The organism is Cohnella suwonensis (genome assembly GCF_042655365.1).
Taxonomy (GTDB): Bacteria; Bacillota; Bacilli; order Paenibacillales; family Paenibacillaceae; genus Cohnella; species Cohnella suwonensis.
Window position 1 is genome coordinate 1 of sequence record NZ_JBHSMH010000001.1, and the last position, 16,662, is coordinate 16,662.

Annotated in this window: 13 protein-coding genes; 12 read left to right on the forward strand and 1 reads right to left on the reverse strand. The window is 61.4% G+C overall.

Going from position 1 to position 16,662, the window contains the following annotated elements; genetic code table 11:
* Window positions 1-322: 322 nt before the first annotated feature.
* From ACFPPD_RS00005 to deoC, 8 genes are all read left to right on the forward strand, one after another.
* Window positions 323-466, forward strand: a complete 144-nt coding sequence (locus tag ACFPPD_RS00005) for a YfhD family protein (RefSeq protein WP_378080944.1) — start codon at window positions 323-325, stop codon at window positions 464-466.
* 3 nt (window positions 467-469) lie between these two features.
* Window positions 470-769, forward strand: coding sequence for a hypothetical protein (locus ACFPPD_RS00010; RefSeq protein ID WP_209747434.1), 300 nt, complete (start codon window positions 470-472; stop codon window positions 767-769).
* A gap of 135 nt (window positions 770-904) precedes the next feature.
* Window positions 905-1,888 carry a 50S ribosomal protein L11 methyltransferase gene (gene prmA / locus ACFPPD_RS00015; protein WP_209747756.1) on the forward strand — a complete coding sequence of 328 codons (984 nt, stop codon included), beginning with the start codon at window positions 905-907 and terminating at the stop codon, window positions 1,886-1,888.
* Complete coding sequence (locus tag ACFPPD_RS00020; protein WP_209747436.1) at window positions 1,888-2,562, forward strand: site-2 protease family protein; 675 nt, start codon at window positions 1,888-1,890, stop codon at window positions 2,560-2,562. Before prmA ends, ACFPPD_RS00020 begins: the two co-directional genes overlap by 1 nt.
* A gap of 82 nt (window positions 2,563-2,644) precedes the next feature.
* Window positions 2,645-3,415 (forward strand): 16S rRNA (uracil(1498)-N(3))-methyltransferase, encoded by a 771-nt coding sequence (locus ACFPPD_RS00025; protein ID WP_209747438.1) that lies wholly within the window; start codon window positions 2,645-2,647, stop codon window positions 3,413-3,415.
* Window positions 3,416-3,418: 3 nt separating this feature from the next.
* A complete protein-coding gene (gene mtaB / locus ACFPPD_RS00030) occupies window positions 3,419-4,789 on the forward strand; it encodes a tRNA (N(6)-L-threonylcarbamoyladenosine(37)-C(2))-methylthiotransferase MtaB (RefSeq protein WP_209747440.1) in 1,371 nt (456 codons plus the stop codon).
* Window positions 4,790-4,895: 106 nt separating this feature from the next.
* On the forward strand, window positions 4,896-5,327 hold the full coding sequence (locus tag ACFPPD_RS00035) for an NUDIX hydrolase (RefSeq protein WP_209747442.1): 432 nt from the start codon (window positions 4,896-4,898) through the stop codon (window positions 5,325-5,327).
* A 38-nt stretch (window positions 5,328-5,365) separates the two neighbouring features.
* The gene (deoC, locus tag ACFPPD_RS00040) at window positions 5,366-6,052 is read left to right on the forward strand and encodes a deoxyribose-phosphate aldolase (protein WP_209747445.1); all 687 of its coding nucleotides are present in this window, start codon (window positions 5,366-5,368) and stop codon (window positions 6,050-6,052) included.
* On the opposite strand, the gene ACFPPD_RS00045 is transcribed toward deoC, so the two are convergent.
* Window positions 6,039-6,992 (reverse strand): Na/Pi cotransporter family protein, encoded by a 954-nt coding sequence (locus tag ACFPPD_RS00045; RefSeq protein ID WP_209747447.1) that lies wholly within the window; start codon window positions 6,990-6,992, stop codon window positions 6,039-6,041. The two genes, deoC and ACFPPD_RS00045, sit on opposite strands and share 14 nt — an antisense overlap.
* A gap of 70 nt (window positions 6,993-7,062) precedes the next feature.
* On the opposite strand from ACFPPD_RS00045, the gene ACFPPD_RS00050 reads away from it, so the two are divergent.
* The 4 genes from ACFPPD_RS00050 (at window position 7,063) to addA (ending at window position 16,632) form a co-directional block, all read left to right on the forward strand.
* Window positions 7,063-8,454, forward strand: coding sequence for a class I SAM-dependent rRNA methyltransferase (locus ACFPPD_RS00050; RefSeq protein ID WP_209747449.1), 1,392 nt, complete (start codon window positions 7,063-7,065; stop codon window positions 8,452-8,454).
* Between the two features lie 122 nt (window positions 8,455-8,576).
* Window positions 8,577-8,798, forward strand: a complete 222-nt coding sequence (locus ACFPPD_RS00055; RefSeq protein ID WP_209747451.1) for a hypothetical protein — start codon at window positions 8,577-8,579, stop codon at window positions 8,796-8,798.
* A gap of 368 nt (window positions 8,799-9,166) precedes the next feature.
* Window positions 9,167-12,718 (forward strand): helicase-exonuclease AddAB subunit AddB, encoded by a 3,552-nt coding sequence (addB, locus tag ACFPPD_RS00060; RefSeq protein ID WP_209747453.1) that lies wholly within the window; start codon window positions 9,167-9,169, stop codon window positions 12,716-12,718.
* Window positions 12,715-16,632, forward strand: coding sequence for a helicase-exonuclease AddAB subunit AddA (gene addA / locus ACFPPD_RS00065; protein ID WP_209747455.1), 3,918 nt, complete (start codon window positions 12,715-12,717; stop codon window positions 16,630-16,632). The genes addB and addA overlap by 4 nt, the downstream gene beginning before the upstream one ends.
* Window positions 16,633-16,662: the final 30 nt, after the last annotated feature.

The following is a 16,662-nucleotide window of genomic DNA, read 5'->3' on the forward strand; positions in this document are numbered from 1 at the left end:
CCGTATGCGGGAAACCCGCACGTACGGATCTGTGAGGGGTAGGGGGCGCAATCCATGATAGGAGAGGCCCCGCCTACTCGACCATTTTCGCGAACAGCCGCAGGCAGGAACTGGGATGTCGGATCGGTCGACCCCGAGAGTAACAAGGGCCATGGGTATGATTGCTTCATTATGGAAATCCGCCAAAAGTAAAAGGACCGGAGGCAAAGCCTCCGGTCTTTCTTAGATCGACTGTCCCGTCGCGAATAAGCGGGCGGAGAGGAGAGAACGATAGAAGAATGCCGGAGGCTGTCTGGAACGGCGCGAAACGGGAGGAATGACATTGGCTAATTTGAATAAGCAGCAAGAGGAATTGCCGACCGCGTCGGCGGAGGACGTCGAATTCAGCGAAGAAATGGCGGATTCGGATGACCGGGAAGCGGCGGAGCGCGCGGCGCAAGCGGATCGACGGGCCGAGGGGGATTAGCCGGTGGACATGCAAGCGCTGCATGCCGGATTCGAGACGCAAGACCAGGCCGAATCCGCCATTCGTAAGCTAGCCGCGCTTAGAAGCGACCGCTTTCGATTGTCCCGCGCTACCGCGGGGGAAGCGTTCGGGTCGGAAACGGACTTGGCCGACGCCAGCGCGGAATTCGCCGAGGAAATCGGGCTGACGGCGACCGGCTTCGCGGGCAACGCCATCGCTTTCACGCTGTCGGCCAACGTGCCGGACAAAGCGAGGGAACAAGCGAGAGCCGTTATCGAGCAAGCGGGCGGCCGCATACTGTAAATGGCGTTCGCGCATAGTGCATATCCACCCTGATCGTCGGGCATCGCGCCCTTAGCGCGATGCTTTTTATTTTTTGCCGGCTTCCTGTATAATGGGAGCATTACGGGCATGGAAGCATCAGGGGAGGAAATTCGGTTGCGCTGGCATGAATTGACCGTTCTTGCGACGGAGACGTCCCAAGAGATGGTAACGCATTACTTAACGGAGCTAGGGGCGGGAGGCGTCTCGGTAGAAGAAGCTTGGTCGGCGGACAAACCGCGGAACGACGCTTACGGAGAACTGCACGACACGCCGACTAACGATATTAGGCCGGGTTACGCGTTGTTCAAGGCGTATTTCTCGGAGGACACGGAAATGAAGCCGATCGCCGATCAATTGAAGGAGTTGCTAGTCGGCCTGCCGGAATTCGGCTACGATGCGGGAGAGTTCGCGATCTCGATCGGCGACGTGCACGAAGACGATTGGGCGGATGCTTGGAAGCAATACTTCAAGCCGGTGCCGATAACGGAGAGGCTGACGATCAAGCCGACGTGGGAGGACTACGAGCCGACCCGGGAAGGCGAGCTCATCATCGATATCGACCCGGGCATGGCGTTCGGCACGGGGACGCACCCGACGACATCGCTTTGCTTGAAGGCGCTCGATCGGGCCATCGACGGCGGAGAGACCGTCATCGACGTCGGCACAGGGTCCGGCGTGCTCGCGATCGGCGCGATGAAGCTCGGCGCTTCGAAGGTGCTGGCGCTCGATCTGGATCCGATGGCGGTAAAGGTGGCCGGCGAGAACGTCGCGCTGAACGGCTACGCGGACGACGTCGAGACGAAGCTGAGCGATCTGCTCGGCATTCTGAACGAAGGAAACGCGCGTCCGGATGACGGCGTCAAGCCGCCGGTCGATATCGTCGTCGCGAATATCCTCGCGGAAATCATTTTGTTGTTCATCGGGGACGTCATGGAAGTACTTAAGCCGGGCGGTATCTATATTACGTCGGGCATTTACAAGAACAAAGAGCTGATCGTGGAAGCGGGTCTGCTCGCCGCGGGCTTCGAAATTATCGAAGTGCTCCGCCAAGAAGAGTGGATCGCGTTCGTGGCCGGCAAACCTAAGGGGGATGGCTGATGGACATATTTTGGTTCAAGTTCGAGCATCTGCCTGTTATTATTTTAGTCATGCTCGTCGCGTTCAGCGTGCACGAATTCGCGCACGCTTGGACGGCCTGGAGATTCGGAGACGACACGGCCTACAACGAAGGCCGGGTTACGCTGAATCCGATGGCCCATCTCGATTGGATCGGGATGCTGTTCCTGCTCATCGGCGGCTTCGGTTGGGCGAAGCCGGTGCCGGTTCGCCGGAGCCGGTTCAAGAACCCGAAGTTCATGAGCATCGCCGTGTCAGCGGCCGGACCGATCAGCAATTTGCTGCTCGCTTTTCTGATGCTGTTCGTCTTGGAACTCCTTCATTCGATTAACGTCATCGATGGATTATCGGACCAGATGTGGATTTTCACCACGTATTGGATCACGATCAACTTGAGCTTGTTCTTATTTAATTTGATTCCGATTCCTCCTCTTGACGGTTACCGGATTATCGAAGAATTCCTGCCGGTCCGCTGGCGGATCAAAATCATGGAATATTCGCAATGGACGACGTTCATCTTCTTGCTCATCATTTTCATTCCGCAATTGCGCAACATGACGATCGGTCCTTTGCTCGATCAATGGTATCCGATTTTCGAAAATATGGTGCGGTTGTTGGACGCCTTGTTCGGCGGCAGCATGTTCTACGCAAGCTGAAAATGCCAGCATTGACTGGTGGCGCGGGCATCCGCGACGCGTTATGATAGAGGACGGAGCAACGACGGGAGGCTATACGGAAATGCAGCGTTATTTTGTGCCGGAGGCGCAGATGGGGGAGCATACCGTCACGCTCGAGGGCGACGACGCCAGGCATGCGGCCGCCGTCATGAGATCGAAGCCGGGAGACTGTTTCGTCGCCTGCGACGGAACGGGCCGCGACGTGCTCGCGAAGATCTCGTCGGTCGACAAGGAACTCGTTCGGGCGGAAATTATCGAACGGCTCGCGTCGAACGCGGAGATGGCTTGGCGGGTAACGGTCGCGCAAAGCCTCCCGAAGGGAGACAAGCTGGAGACGGTCATCCAGAAAGGAACCGAGGCGGGCGCGATCGCGTTCGTTCCGTTCCTGTCGAAGAGAACGGTCGTCCAATACGACGAACGCAAGGAAGCGAAACGGGTCGACAGGTGGCGCAAAATCGCAAAGGAAGCGGCGGAGCAAAGCCACCGCAGCGTCGTGCCGCGCATCGATTCCGTCGTTTCGTGGAAGGCTTTGTTGAAGTCGGCGGGTGAACAAGATCTCGTGCTGTTCTGCTACGAGGAAGAAGGACGCTCCGGGGGCGGATTGAAGAACGCGCTCTCGGCTTTCAAGGGAAGTTACGCGAAGCCGGACGCCCCGAAGGTGATGGTCGTCGTCGGACCCGAGGGCGGGTTCGATCCGAAGGAAGCCGACGAAGCGGCGGCGGCCGGCGCGATACCGATCGGGCTCGGAGCGAGAATATTGCGGACGGAGACGGCGGCGTTATACGCGCTCGCTTGCCTCGCTTACGAGTCCGGAGAGTTGGGAGGAAACTAGAACATGCCGAACGTGGCATTTTATACGCTGGGCTGCAAGGTCAACTTTTACGATACGGAAGCGATCTGGCAGCTGTTCAAGAACGAAGGCTACGAGCAGGTCGACTTCGAGCAGAAGGCCGACGTGTATTTGATCAATACGTGCACGGTCACGAACACGGGCGACAAGAAAAGCCGCCAAATCATCCGCAGAGCCGTGCGCCGCAACCCGGACGCCGTCATCGCGGTAACGGGCTGCTACGCGCAGACGTCTCCCGCGGAGATCATGGCCATTCCGGGCGTCGATCTCGTCATCGGCACGCAGGACCGGGAGAAGCTGATGTCGTTCGTAGGCGATATTCAAGCCGATCGCAAACCGGTCAACGCCGTCCGCAACATCATGAAGACGCGCGAATTCGAGGAACTCGACGTTCCCGACTTCTCTGAGCGCACGCGGGCGTTCCTCAAGATTCAAGAAGGCTGCAACAACTTCTGCACGTTCTGCATCATTCCGTGGTCGCGCGGACTGTCCCGCAGCCGCAAGCCGGAAAGCGTGCTGAACCAAGCCAGGCAGCTCGTCGAATCCGGCTACAAGGAAATCGTGCTGACGGGCATCCATACGGGCGGTTACGGGGACGATCTCGAGAACTACCGATTGGCGGATCTGTTGGCCGATCTCGATAAGATCGACGGGTTGGAGCGCATTCGGATCAGTTCCATCGAAGCGAGCCAGATCGACGAGAAGATGATCGCGGTTCTGAACGGCTCTCCGAAAATGTGCCGCCATCTGCACATTCCGCTTCAAGCGGGCGACGACGCGATCCTCAAGCGGATGCGCCGCAAATATACGACGGCGGAGTTCGCGGAGAAAATCCGCCTGCTTCACGAAGCGATGCCGGGCGTCGCCATTACGACCGACGTCATCGTCGGGTTCCCGGGCGAGACGGAAGAGCAGTTCGAGAACGGCTACAAGTTCATGGAACAGATGAAGTTCGCGGAAATGCACGTGTTCCCGTATTCCAAGCGGACGGGGACGCCGGCGGCGCGCATGGACGAACAAGTGGACGAGGAGCTGAAGCACGAGCGCGTGCATAAGCTGATCGAATTATCCGAGCGGATGCAGGCGGCGTACGGCCGCGAGTGGGTCGGCCGCGAGCTCGACGTCATTCCGGAGCGCGAAGCGAAGGGCGCGGAAGGCGAAGGGCTGCTTTCCGGGTACACCGACAACTACATTCAAGTCGTTTTCCGCGGAGACCCCTCCCTGATCGGCGCGTTGTGCCGCGTGCGGGTGACGGATTCCGGCGTCAACGAATGCAAGGGCGAGCTGCTCGAGGTGCTGGCCGCGGACAACCGCGGAACGGCCGAGACGTCCCGTCCGGTAGCGATGCAAGCATAAAGGCAACGGGCTAAAGATTTCACCGCCGGGGGATCGCGGGAGCGTTCCGCGCCTCCGGGGCGAAGTCTTTTTCCTATACATAGGCGCTCGAAAGGGGAAACGGACGATGCATCGGGAAATATCGGCGGGCGGAGTCGTATATAGAGTCAGGGAAGGCAAGACGGAGATTCAATTAATCAAAGACCGGTTCGGTCGGATGACGCTCGCGAAAGGGAAGATGGAGCCGGGCGAGACGATCGAGCAAACCGCGCTTCGGGAAATCGACGAGGAGACGGGCATAGCGGGACGAATCGTTGCTCCTCTCCAGGAAATCTCCTACGTCTACGATCACCGGGAACTGGGCCAAGTCCGCAAGGAAGTGCATTATTATTTGGTCGAGGCCGAAGAGGGACCGTTGCGCGCGCAGATCGAGGAGATCGCGGGCGTCGAATGGTACGAGCCTTCCGAGGCGTGGAGATTGCAGCGGGATTCGGGATACGATAATAACGACGAAGTGCTTCGGCTCGCTTACGAGAAGCTTGGGCTGGAAAGCGAGTAAAGAGGCGCGTTTCGAAAAAATGTTCCGAGGTGAAGCTCATGCGGGATAGGCATCCGTTTCCGGATTGGCATCCGGACGCGCAGCTCGCCCCTTATATCGATTATACGGTCGCGACCGCGGACGCCGGAGCGCGCGAGATCGCTTCCCGATGCGAGGAAGCGGCCGCTTTCGGCTTCCGCAGCGTCTGCGTTAACGGCGGATGGGTCCGATTATGCCGGGAGAGGCTGGGCGGCACCGGCGTGAAGGTGAGCGCGGCCGTCGGTTTTCCTCTCGGGGCGCAAGCGACGAGGGCGAAAGCGTTCGAAGCGGGCGCCGCCCTCGACGACGGCGCTTCGGAGATCGATATGGTCATGGCGATCGGCAAGCTGAAGGACGGGGACCGGGACGCGGTGGAGCGGGATATCGCCGCCGTCGTCCTCGCCGTGCAGGGAGGCGCCCTCGTGAAAGTCGTGTTGGAAACGGGGCTGCTGACGGACGAGGAGAAACGGCTCGCCGCGCGGATCGCGGAGGCGGCCGGCGCCGATTGCGTGCAGACGTCGACCGGGTTCGCGGGATCCGGGGCGAACGCCGGCGACGTCGCTCTGCTTCGGGGGGAGCTATCGGCCCGCATGGGCGTCAAGGCGGCGGGCGGCATTCGCACGGCGGATGCGGCGATCGCGTTGCTTCGGGCCGGAGCCGGGCGCATCGGCAGCAGCGCGGGCGTCGCCATCGTCAGCGGAATTTAGGCAGGTAGGCGATCGGGAGCGCGATGAGGGAACAAGCGACGTTAAAGATCGTCTGCGCGTGGGCGATCTGCGCGGACGGGTCCGTCGGTGCGATCCAGGCGGCGGCCGAATGAAGCGCGCCGACAAGCGGGAAGAACAGCAGCGCGCCGCCGACGTTCAACGCGAGCTGCGAGAGGGCGACGAAGCGGCCTCCTTTGCCGCCTCCGAGCGAGGCGACGAGGCCGGTGAAGCAGGTTCCGACGTTCGAGCCGAGGACGATGGCGATGCCGGCTTCCGGGCTCAGCGCGCCAGTTGCCGCGAGTCCCATGCTCATGGCGATGACGGCGGCGCTCGAATGGACGAGCGCGGTAAGCGCCGCCCCTCCGAGCAAGCCCCATATCCAGGCGTCGTTCGTGCGGTTCATGAGCATGTCGAAGGCGCCGTTGTCCCTCATGGCCGGGCCGATGCCTTGCAGCAGCTTGAAGCCGATCAGCAGCAGCGCGAATCCGCATAGGGCGACGGATATATAACGCAAGGAAAGGGCAAGACGAGGGGCGGATGATGAATCCCGGCCTTCGTTGAGCAAGTACGTCGCGAACCAGCCAGCGGCGCCGACGGCGAGCAACGGCAAGCCGTAGCGGTGAAGCTGCAAGCCCATGAGCTCCGTCGTGAAGCAGGTTCCCACGTTCGTGCCGAGGATGATGCCGAAGCTTCGGGGCAGCGACAGCAGGCCCGCGTTGACGAAGCCGATCGTCAAGACGGTGACGGCGGAGCTGCTCTGCAGTAGCGCGGAAGCTGCCGTTCCGACGGCGAAGCCGCGGATCGGGGTGGCGGTAGAGCGGGAGATCCAGGCGGCTAGCTTGCGGCCGGCCCAACGTTGCAGGGACGACTCTACCGCTTTCATGCCGGACAGGAGCAAAGCGAACCCGAGCAGGGAAGGGACGAGCAATTGAGCGAACATAAGGCGCACCTCCCCTAATGACTATGCGCGCTAAGGACAAGTTTATGAACGGAGAAGGAGTGGACGGCGAATGGGTAATCAAGCGGCGGTATGGTTGAACAAAGGAAGGCGGCCTCGGTTGGAGGAAGGCCATCCTTGGATATACGCGAGCGAAATCGCGAAGACGGAAGGCGAGGCGACGCCGGGCGATCTCGTGGAAGTGAGAGATCACCGCGGGCTGTATTTGGGGACGGGGTATTGGAATCCGGCCTCCCAGATGACCGTGCGGCTCGTGTCGTACGAGCCGCTGGAGAAGATGGATGCCGAATTTTTCAAGCGGCGTTTCGAACGCGCGGCCGTCCATCGTACCCGGTTTCTGGGGGATAGCGTCTCGTGCCGTCTCGTGTACGGGGAAGCGGATTTCGTTCCTGGCCTCGTCGTCGACCGGTTCGGGAACGTCTTGGTCGTCCAAGTGCTGACGTTAGGCATGGAAAACGCCAAGGAAGCGTGGCTCGAAGCGTTGATAGAAGTGTTCTCCCCGCAAGGCGTCTACGAGCGGAGCGACGTCGGCGTCCGCGTGCTGGAAGGGCTGGAAGAACGGACGGGCGTCCTGTACGGGGAATGTCCTCGGCATATCGAGATCGAGGAGAACGGGCTCAAAGTGCAAGTCGATATCGTAGGCGGACAGAAGACCGGCTACTTCTTCGACCAACGGGAAAACCGGGCGTCCATCGCCCCGCTGATCAAAGGCTGGGGAGCGCGCAGCGGCATCAAGCTCGAGGAACGAGAGACGGCGGAAGGCGGGATGGCGAAGGTGCCGGTGAACGCTAACGGCGGCTTGGTCACGTTCCCTTATTGGGACGGCGCGACCGTGCTAGAGTGCTTCGCCCATACGGGAAGCTTCACGTTGCACGCATGCGATTACGGGGCGAAGAAGGTGACGTGCCTCGACATCTCCGAGCACGCTTTGGAGACGGCCCGCCATAACGTCGCGATCAACGGCTTTACCGACCGCGTCGAATTCGTCGCGGCGGACGCGTTCGAATATTTGCGAGGCCAGGTTTCGGGACGCGACGAACGCCAAGCGAGGGCGAACGCCAAGGCGTCGGGCGCCAAGGTGGACACGTCCAAGCCGCTCGGTTCCGAAGGACGGACGTGGGACGTCATCATTCTCGATCCGCCGGCTTTCGCCAAGACGAAGAGAGCGGTCGAAGCCGCTTGCCGCGGGTATAAGGATATCAACCTGCAGGCGATGAAGCTGCTGAACGAGGGCGGATATCTCGTGACCGCGAGCTGCTCCTACCACGTTCGGCCGGAGCTGTTCCTCGAGACGATCCAGGAAGCGGCGAAAGACGCAGGCAAGATTATCCGCCGCGTCGAGTGGCGCGGGGCGGGCAAAGACCATCCGATGCTCGCCGGCGTGGAAGAAGGCCATTACTTGAAATTCGGCATTTTCGAGGTTCGCAGCCGCAAAGAATTGTAAGAACGGCAAATCGTTAAGAAAATGTTAGCGTTCGGCAAAGGAATTTCATCCCTCTCCGGTAACATTCCTAACGCCTTCGGATTACTTTTAGATCATAGGCAAGGAAACGGGAGGGATGTAGCATGGTGAACGAGGTCATCTTGTTCGGCAAAAGGGCGGTGCCGCTCGATAACCGGGCCAAGGCGCCGAGCAGCCGAAGCCGGTTCGACAGCCGGATGAGACTTCTGAAGAACGATTTGGATTTCCGGCGCCGCTGGAAACACGTCGCTTACGTCGAGCTATGGTCGGACGCAGCTATCTTCAAGTACGACGACGGCACGAAGTGGTATATGAATATTTCGTAAAGCAAAGCGCATCAATTCCGACAACCTGCAAAAGTGCAGTTTATTCGGTGAAAAATCGTCAAAACGACTCAACCTGCAAAAATGCAGTTTGCTGAGTCGAAATGGACTGTTTTGCTGGAAAAGCCGTAAACAACCTGCATATTTGCAGGTTGTCCTTGAACGTTGAATATACGAGCCAAACAACCTGCATATTTGCAGGTTGTTTGGCTTTTTCGTTAGCCATAGTAGCCCTCGAGCTTCTTTTATTCGTCGCCTTATCCAATTTGTGTCGTTTGAGCGAACGCCTGTGCGCCTAAGGGGCGCCTATGATACAATGGAAAAGTTGAGATTTTCGTCGGAAAAGATAGATTCAGAAGGAGGTGCGCTCCATGTCGCTCAGGCTGATCACGGGCCGTTCGGGCAGCGGAAAGACGACATTCGTATTGGACGAAATCAGGGAGAAGATCCGACGGGACCCGCTCGGACCTCCGCTCGTGCTGCTCGTTCCCGAGCAGGCGACGTTCCAAGCCGAATACGCGATGGCGACGACGCCCGGAATGACGGGCTTCATGAGGGCGCAGGTGCTAAGCTTCCGCAGGCTCGCTTTCCGGGTCATGCAGGAAACCGGCGGCGCCGCCGTCGTGCCGATCCACGACAACGGCAAAGCGATGCTCTTACATAAAGTTCTGGAGGCGCGCCGGGAAAGTTTGCGCCTGTACCGGGGAGGCAAGTCCGAGAACGGCTTGATTACGGGAATCAACGGGCTGCTGACGGAGATGAAGCGTTACGGCATCGACAGCCCGAAGCTGGCCGATCAAGCGGCCGCGGCGGCCCGCCGGGCTTCCGGCGACCCGCGGGCGGCGTTGCTCGCGGACAAGCTGCACGACTTGTCGCTCGTCTACGCGGACATGGAGAAGGAATTGTCCGGCCACTGGCTGGACGGGGAGGACATGCTCGGCTGGCTAGCCAAAGGAGCGGCGACGGCGCCGTTCCTCGAAGGCGCGGAAATCTGGGTCGACGGATTCCACGGCTTTACGCCGACCGAATTCGACGTCGTCGAAGCGCTTCTGCGCAAAGCGCCTCGGGTGAGCGTCGCGCTTTGCTTGGACCGATTTTATGCAGCGGGGGAAAGACCGGACGAACTGGAATTGTTCCATCCGACCGCGGAGACGTCCGCGCAGCTATGCGAAATGGCGGAAGCGACGGGAGCCGGCATCGAAGCGGCCGTCGAGTTGTCCTCCGAAGCCGGGGGCGCGGGTCCCCGATTCTCGAATAACGAGGCGCTAGCCTTCTTGGATCGCCATTGGAGCAATCGCCGGCGCTGGGACGAATCCGCCGGACCTCGGCCGGGATCGTCGGGCTTCGGTCTCTCCTTGCACGCGTCGGCGAACCGCCGGGCGGAGGCGGAAGCCGTCGCCCGCGACATGCTGTCGCGCGTCAAGGAGCAGGGCGGGCGCTGGCGCGATATGGCGGTGTTCGTCAGGAAAATGGACGACTACGCCGACTTGCTCGCCACCGTGTTCGGCGATTACGGCATTCCTTATTATTTGGACGGCAAAGCCGGCGTTTCCCACCATCCGTTCGTGGAGTTTATCCGTTCGGCGCTGGAATGCGTCACCGGAGGCTGGAAGGCGGAAACCCTGTTCCGCTGCGCGAAAACGGACTTGCTCGGCACGCCGGACCGGCGCGTAACCCGCGACGAGGTCGACCGGCTGGAGAACTACGCGCTCGCCGTCGGCATCGACGGCTGGCGCTGGCGATCCGAGCAATCGTGGCGGCCTTTGTTCCGGGGTGATCTGGAGGACGAACGAACGGCGGCGGACGACGAGCCCGACGAAGAGCATCGGAGGCTGATAGAAGTCCGGGACGCCCTTCTGAAGCCGTTGATCGCTCTTCAGGAGCGAATGGATCGCGCCGAATCCGTCAGGGAGCAATGCGAGAGCTTGTTCGACTTCATGGACGAGACCGGCTCGGCCGACATGCTGGAAAGCTGGGCGGAAAGCGACGCGGCGGAAGGCAAGCCGGGGAAATCGGCCGCGCATCGTCCGCTCTGGGACGCGGCGATGACGCTGCTGGATCAGCTCGTCGAGCTGATGGGCGACCACGCCGCGGACGCGCAGTTGTTCGCCGGGATGGTGGACGCGGGACTCGAAGAGCTCAAGTTGGGCGCGGTGCCGCCGACGCTGGACGGCGTGCTGGTCGGCAGCCCGGAGAGAACGCGTTCGGACCGCGTCCGGATCGTCTATTTGCTGGGCGCGAACGACGGCGTCATGCCGATGCGGATTCCCGAGAACGGCTTGCTTGCCGAAGAGGAAAGGGATAAGCTCGCGGCCTCGGGCATGAAAATGGCTCCCGGATCGCGCCGCAAGCTGCTGGACGAGCAGTTTTTGGCGTATTTGACGCTGACGACCGCTTCGGACCATTTGTGGATCAGCTACCCGATCGCCGACGAGGAAGGGCAAGGTCTGCTGCCCTCGGAGTGGATCGGCAAGCTGCGGAAGAGATTTCCGGGTATCCCGGTGCAAGCGGAGGCGGCGGAACCCGCGGAGACGCAGGGCGAGGCGGAGCAACTGAGCTTCGCCGTCAGACCCGGAAGGGCGATGACGCATCTTCTGGCGAGATTAAGAAGCTGGAAGCAGGGGGAAGCGCTCGCTCCCGGCTGGTGGACGGTATACAACTGGCTGGCGGGACGCGACGAATGGCGATCCAAGCTGTCCACGCTCATCTCGTCTTTGAATTATACGAACCAGGAAAAACCGCTATCGGCGGAAACGAGCCGGTTGCTTTACGGAGACAGGCTGCTGGCGAGCGTCTCGCGAATGGAGCGCTTCGTCGCGTGCCCGTTCCAGCACTTCGCTTCGCACGGGCTGAAGCTGCGGGAGCGGAAGCTGTTCCGGGTCGATGCGCCGGACATCGGCCAGTTGTTCCATGCGGCGCTACGACAAACGACGGAGAAGCTGTTCGCGGAAGGCCCGGCGGGGCTCGACGCCGCGCGTTGGCAGAGCGAGGCCGCCGCCGCGGTGGACAAGCTGCTACCTCGCGTCCAATCGCAAATTCTGCTGTCGACGCACCGCCATCAAGTGATGGCCCGCAAGCTGCGCGACATCGTGAAGCAAGCGTCGGCCGTGCTCGGCAACCATGCCGGGCTGTCCAGCTTCAAGCCCGTAGGGTTGGAGCTCGATTTCGGGCCGCAAGGGTTGCTGCCGCCGTTGTCCCTGGAGCTGGGAAACGGGCGATGGATGGACATCGCCGGCAAGATCGACCGCGTGGACGCGGCCGAATCTTCGGCGGGCTTGTTGCTGCGCATTATGGACTATAAGTCCAGCGCCATGAAGTTGAAGCTGGACGAAGTCGCCCACGGGCTATCGCTCCAGATGCTTACTTATTTGGACGTCGTCGTCACGCATGCCCCGCACTGGCTCGGCCGTCCGGCGGAACCGGCGGGAGTGCTCTATTTCCACGTGCAGAATCCGTTCCTGCATACGCCGAACGGCTTGCCCAAGGACGAGGCGCGCGAGGCGCTGCTGCGGCAATACCGGATGCAAGGTCTCTTGCTCTCTGACGGGGAGTCCGTCAAGCTGATGGACGAGTCGTTGAACCATAGCGGCAAATCCGTCGTCGTTCCCGTCGAATTCAAGAAGGACGGGACGTTCTCTGCGCGCTCGCAAGTGGCGACGCCTACCGAATGGGCGGTACTCAGAGGCTCGGTCCGCAAGCAAATCCGACGGATCGGCAAGCGGATTACCGAAGGCGACGTCGCCATCTCGCCTTACCGGCTGGATAAGCGAAGTCCTTGCACGTTTTGCGATTTCCGTCCGGTGTGCCATTTCGACAGCCAAGTCGAAGGCAATGCTTATCAGACTTTGAGAAAAACGACAGACCGAGACGAGTTGTGGAGACGGCTATCGGGCGAAAGCGAACAAGGGAGGGGAACCGAATGACCGGCATGACGGCGAACGAACGGCAGAGCGGTTGGCCCGGGAAGCCGGAAGGAAGCCGCTGGACGAACGAGCAATGGGCGGCGATTCAAGCGGACGGCTCCCATTTGCTCGTTGCCGCGGCGGCCGGCTCAGGCAAGACGGCGGTGCTCGTCGAGCGGATGATTACCCGGATCGCCGACGAGAACAAGCCTCTCGACGTCGACGCGATGCTCGTCGCCACGTTCACGAAAGCGGCGGCGGCGGAGATGAAGGAACGGATTCGCCACGCGCTCGAAGAAGCGCTCGAGAATCGCCCGGAATCGAAGCACCTGCGCAGGCAGATCGCGCTGCTGCCGCGGGCGGCGGTGACGACGTTGCATTCGTTCTGCCTCGAAGTGGTCGAACGGTACGCGCCGCTCATCGGGCTCGATCCCGGTTTCCGCATGGCGAACGAGACCGAAGCCGAGCTGCTGCGCATGGACACGCTCGACGAATTGTTCGAAGAGCGTTACGCGGAAGAAGGGGAAGAGGGGGCGCTCTCCTCTCTCGCCAACCGGTTCGGCGGAGAGAGGAGCGACGAGCCGCTGCATAAGCTCGTGCTGGAGCTTCACGAATTCGCGGGCAGCCATCCTTGGCCCGAGCATTGGCTCCGGATGCAAGCGGGGGAGTTCTCCCATGCGGAAGCGGACGCGTTGCTTCGCTCGCTATGGGTCGACACCCTTAGACGCGATGCCTCCTTGCTGCTGGACGGCACGATTCGCCTGCTGAAGGCGGCGCTGCGCGTCGCGCACGGCCCGGGAGGGCCGGAACCGTATATCGAGACGCTGTTCGCGGACATCGACGGACTCGAACGGGCGTCGGAGGCGTTGACCGGCGGAAATTGGGAAAGCTGGCAATCGGCGGTCGCGGGCATCTCGTTCGGCAGGCTGAAGCCTTGCAAAGGGGACGATTACGATTCCGCCTTGATCGACAGGGTCAAGAGCATGCGGGACAACGCCAAGAAGTCGGTCGCGAAGCTGTCGGAAGAATGGCTCGTCCGCTCTCCGGAGCAGTACGCGGCCGAGCTTCGCGCGCTCGCGCCGGATATGTCTCGTCTGTCGGAGCTGGCGGTCGCGTTCGGAGAACGTTACGAGCAGGCGAAGAGGGCCAAAGGCTTGCTCGATTTCGGAGATCTCGAGCACTACGCGCTGCGCATCTTGCGGGACGCATCTTCTACGCCCGAGCTTAGCGAGCCGTCTCTTGCGGCGTTAAGTTTCCGCGAGCGCTTCTCGGAAATCTATTTGGACGAATACCAGGATACGAACGAGGTGCAGGAAGCGATCGTCTCTCTGATCGCGCGCCGGGATCCCGGCAACGTGTTCATGGTCGGGGACGTTAAGCAAAGCATCTATCGGTTTCGTCTCGCCGAGCCCGGCTTGTTCCTGGGCAAATACAAAACATACGAAGCCTATTCGGACGAGAACGGAGACGGCTCGTCCGCGGGAACGCCGGCGCGATCGGACGCCGACGGATTGCGGATCGACCTCGCGCGCAACTTCCGAAGCCGAAGGGAAATCTTGAACGCGGTCAACCACGTCTTTCGGCTGATCATGAGGGAGCCCGTCGGCGAGATGGACTACGACGGCAGGGCGGAGTTGATCTACGGAGACGGGTATCCTTCCGATGCGGCGATTACAGCGTACGGAGCCCCGGCGACGGCATCGGCCGACAATCCTTACGCGGTGGAGATGATCGTGCTGGACGCCGCCGCGCCGGCGAAAGAAGATGGCGACTCGGCCGCATCGGCGGAGTCCGATGACGGTTCCGCGCAAGGGGAAGCGGCGGACGAGACGGAGGAACTCGAAGCGGCGCAATTGGAAGCCAGATGCATCGCGGACGAGATCCGCAAGCTGATCAAGGGCTCCGATGAAGGAGGACAACCGTTCGCCGTCTACGACGGCAAAGCGAAGCTGTACCGTCCCGCGCAATACCGCGATATCGTCATTCTGCTGCGGGCGGTATCGGCGCTCGCGCCGACGTTCCTCGACGAGCTGAAGGCCGCCGGCATTCCGGCTTACGCGGATTTGGCGACGGGGTATTTCGCGGCGACCGAGGTCGACGTCCTATTATCGTTGCTATCCGTCATCGACAATCCCCATCAAGACATTCCGCTGGCGGGCGTGCTTCGTTCCCCGATCGGCGGATTCGACGCGGAGGAACTCGCCCGCATCCGGCTCGCCCGGCGCGGCGGCTCGTTCTGGGAAGCGGTCAACGCCGCCGCGGCTTCGCCAGGCTCCGGCGAGCCGGAAAGGAAAATCGCCGCTTTCGTCGGCCGTCTCGAAAGCTGGCGCGATTTCGCCAGAAGGGAGCCGCTTGGCGACCTGCTATGGATGCTGTACCGCGAGACGGGTTATTACGATTTCGTCGGCGGCATGCCGGGCGGAGGCCAGCGGCAGGCGAACTTGAGGGCTCTCGTCAACCGGGCGGTGCAATACGAGCGCTCGTCCAGGTTCCGCGGGTTATTCCGGTTTTTGCGTTTCCTCGGAAGAATGAAGGATACCGGCGCGGATCTCGGCGCCGCCCGCGCGCTGGGGGAAAGCGAGAACGTCGTGCGCATCGTGTCCATCCATAGAAGCAAAGGGCTGGAGTTCCCCGTCGTGTTCGCGGCCGGTCTCGGCAGGAATTTCAACCGGCAGGATTTGAACGGCGCGTTCCTCAAGCATAAGAAGCTCGGCTTCGGGCCGAGAGTCGTCGAGGAAGACACGAGGGTGACTTACCCGACGTTGCCGCAGCTCGCCATCCGGCGCAAACTCGCCTCCGAGATGCTCGCGGAAGAGATGCGCGTCCTCTACGTGGCGCTGACGAGGCCGAAGGAAAAGCTGTTCCTCGTCGGAACGAGCAAGGACGCGGACAAGCAATTGGCGCAATGGAACGAAACCGCCGAAATGGCTGACGGGACTTTGCCGGCCCACGCGGTCGCGGCGGCAGGCAAATATTTCGACTGGCTGGGGCCGGCGGCGATGCTCGCGAGCGATTCGGATGATGCCGGGACAAGATGGATATGCCGCGTCGTCCGATCTTCGGAATACGCCCGGTCCGCGGCTCAAGGCGACACCGACGCGGCATCGGACGACCGCGAACGTTGGGACGCCGTGACGAAAGGCGAGCCGGTCGCATCGGGCGATGCCGTCGAGGCGTCGCGAATCGCGTCGGCGCTCTCCTGGCAATACGCCGACGTTCCCGCGACGCAGGTCGGCGCCAAGACGTCGGTCACCGCGCTGAAGAACAGAGAAGCGGCGCTCTATGTCGAACCGTTGCCCGATAATCCGGCGGAAGAACGAATGGCCGGGGAAGCGACTTCGGAAGACGGCGCGCCGGACCGGTTATCGACGTTCCGCTTGAGGCGTCCGCGCTTCATGTCGGAGAAGCGTCTGACCGCTGCCGAACGCGGCACCGCCTATCACTTGGCGATGCAGCATCTGCCTCTCGGTCCGGATTTCCGTTCGGAGCATGTGTCCGGCCTGTTGGACGGACTCGTGGAGCGTCGGATTCTGTCGGGAGAGCAGCGCCATGGCATCGATGATGCCTCGATCGCGGCATTCCGCGAATCGGCGCTGTGCGAACGGATGAGAGCGTCGGCCAAAGTGTGGAGGGAAGTTCCGTTCACGCTCGGGATGGACGCGGCCGACGCGTATCCGAAAGCGATGCCCTTCGGCAGCGGGGAGACGGTCATTATTCAAGGGGTCATCGATTGCCTTTTTGACGAGGACGGCGGACTCGTCCTCGTAGACTACAAGACGGACGAGCTTCGGGGCGGGGGCGCGAAGGAAGCGGCGGAGAAGCATCGTTTCCAAGTGGAGAAGTACGGCGAGGCGGTCGAGCGAATCGTAGGGAAACCGCTGAAGGAAGCCTACGTATATTTCTTCGACGGCGGCCAAGCCGTTCGGCTCGTTTGATTCATATTTATCGCAATTCGGGAGGAATCG

Excerpts from the sequence above, each read along its gene's own strand:
- ACFPPD_RS00025 (WP_209747438.1), top strand. The coding sequence starts at position 2,645 with ATGCAGCGTTATTTTGTGCCGGAGGCGCAGATGGGGGAGCATACCGTC.
- addA (WP_209747455.1), top strand. The coding sequence starts at position 12,715 with ATGACCGGCATGACGGCGAACGAACGGCAGAGCGGTTGGCCCGGGAAG.
- ACFPPD_RS00050 (WP_209747449.1), top strand. The coding sequence starts at position 7,063 with ATGGGTAATCAAGCGGCGGTATGGTTGAACAAAGGAAGGCGGCCTCGG.
- ACFPPD_RS00020 (WP_209747436.1), top strand. The coding sequence starts at position 1,888 with ATGGACATATTTTGGTTCAAGTTCGAGCATCTGCCTGTTATTATTTTA.
- mtaB (WP_209747440.1), top strand. The coding sequence starts at position 3,419 with ATGCCGAACGTGGCATTTTATACGCTGGGCTGCAAGGTCAACTTTTAC.
- addB (WP_209747453.1), top strand. The coding sequence starts at position 9,167 with ATGTCGCTCAGGCTGATCACGGGCCGTTCGGGCAGCGGAAAGACGACA.
- ACFPPD_RS00045 (WP_209747447.1), bottom strand. The coding sequence starts at position 6,992 with ATGTTCGCTCAATTGCTCGTCCCTTCCCTGCTCGGGTTCGCTTTGCTC.
- deoC (WP_209747445.1), top strand. The coding sequence starts at position 5,366 with ATGCGGGATAGGCATCCGTTTCCGGATTGGCATCCGGACGCGCAGCTC.
- ACFPPD_RS00055 (WP_209747451.1), top strand. The coding sequence starts at position 8,577 with ATGGTGAACGAGGTCATCTTGTTCGGCAAAAGGGCGGTGCCGCTCGAT.
- ACFPPD_RS00035 (WP_209747442.1), top strand. The coding sequence starts at position 4,896 with ATGCATCGGGAAATATCGGCGGGCGGAGTCGTATATAGAGTCAGGGAA.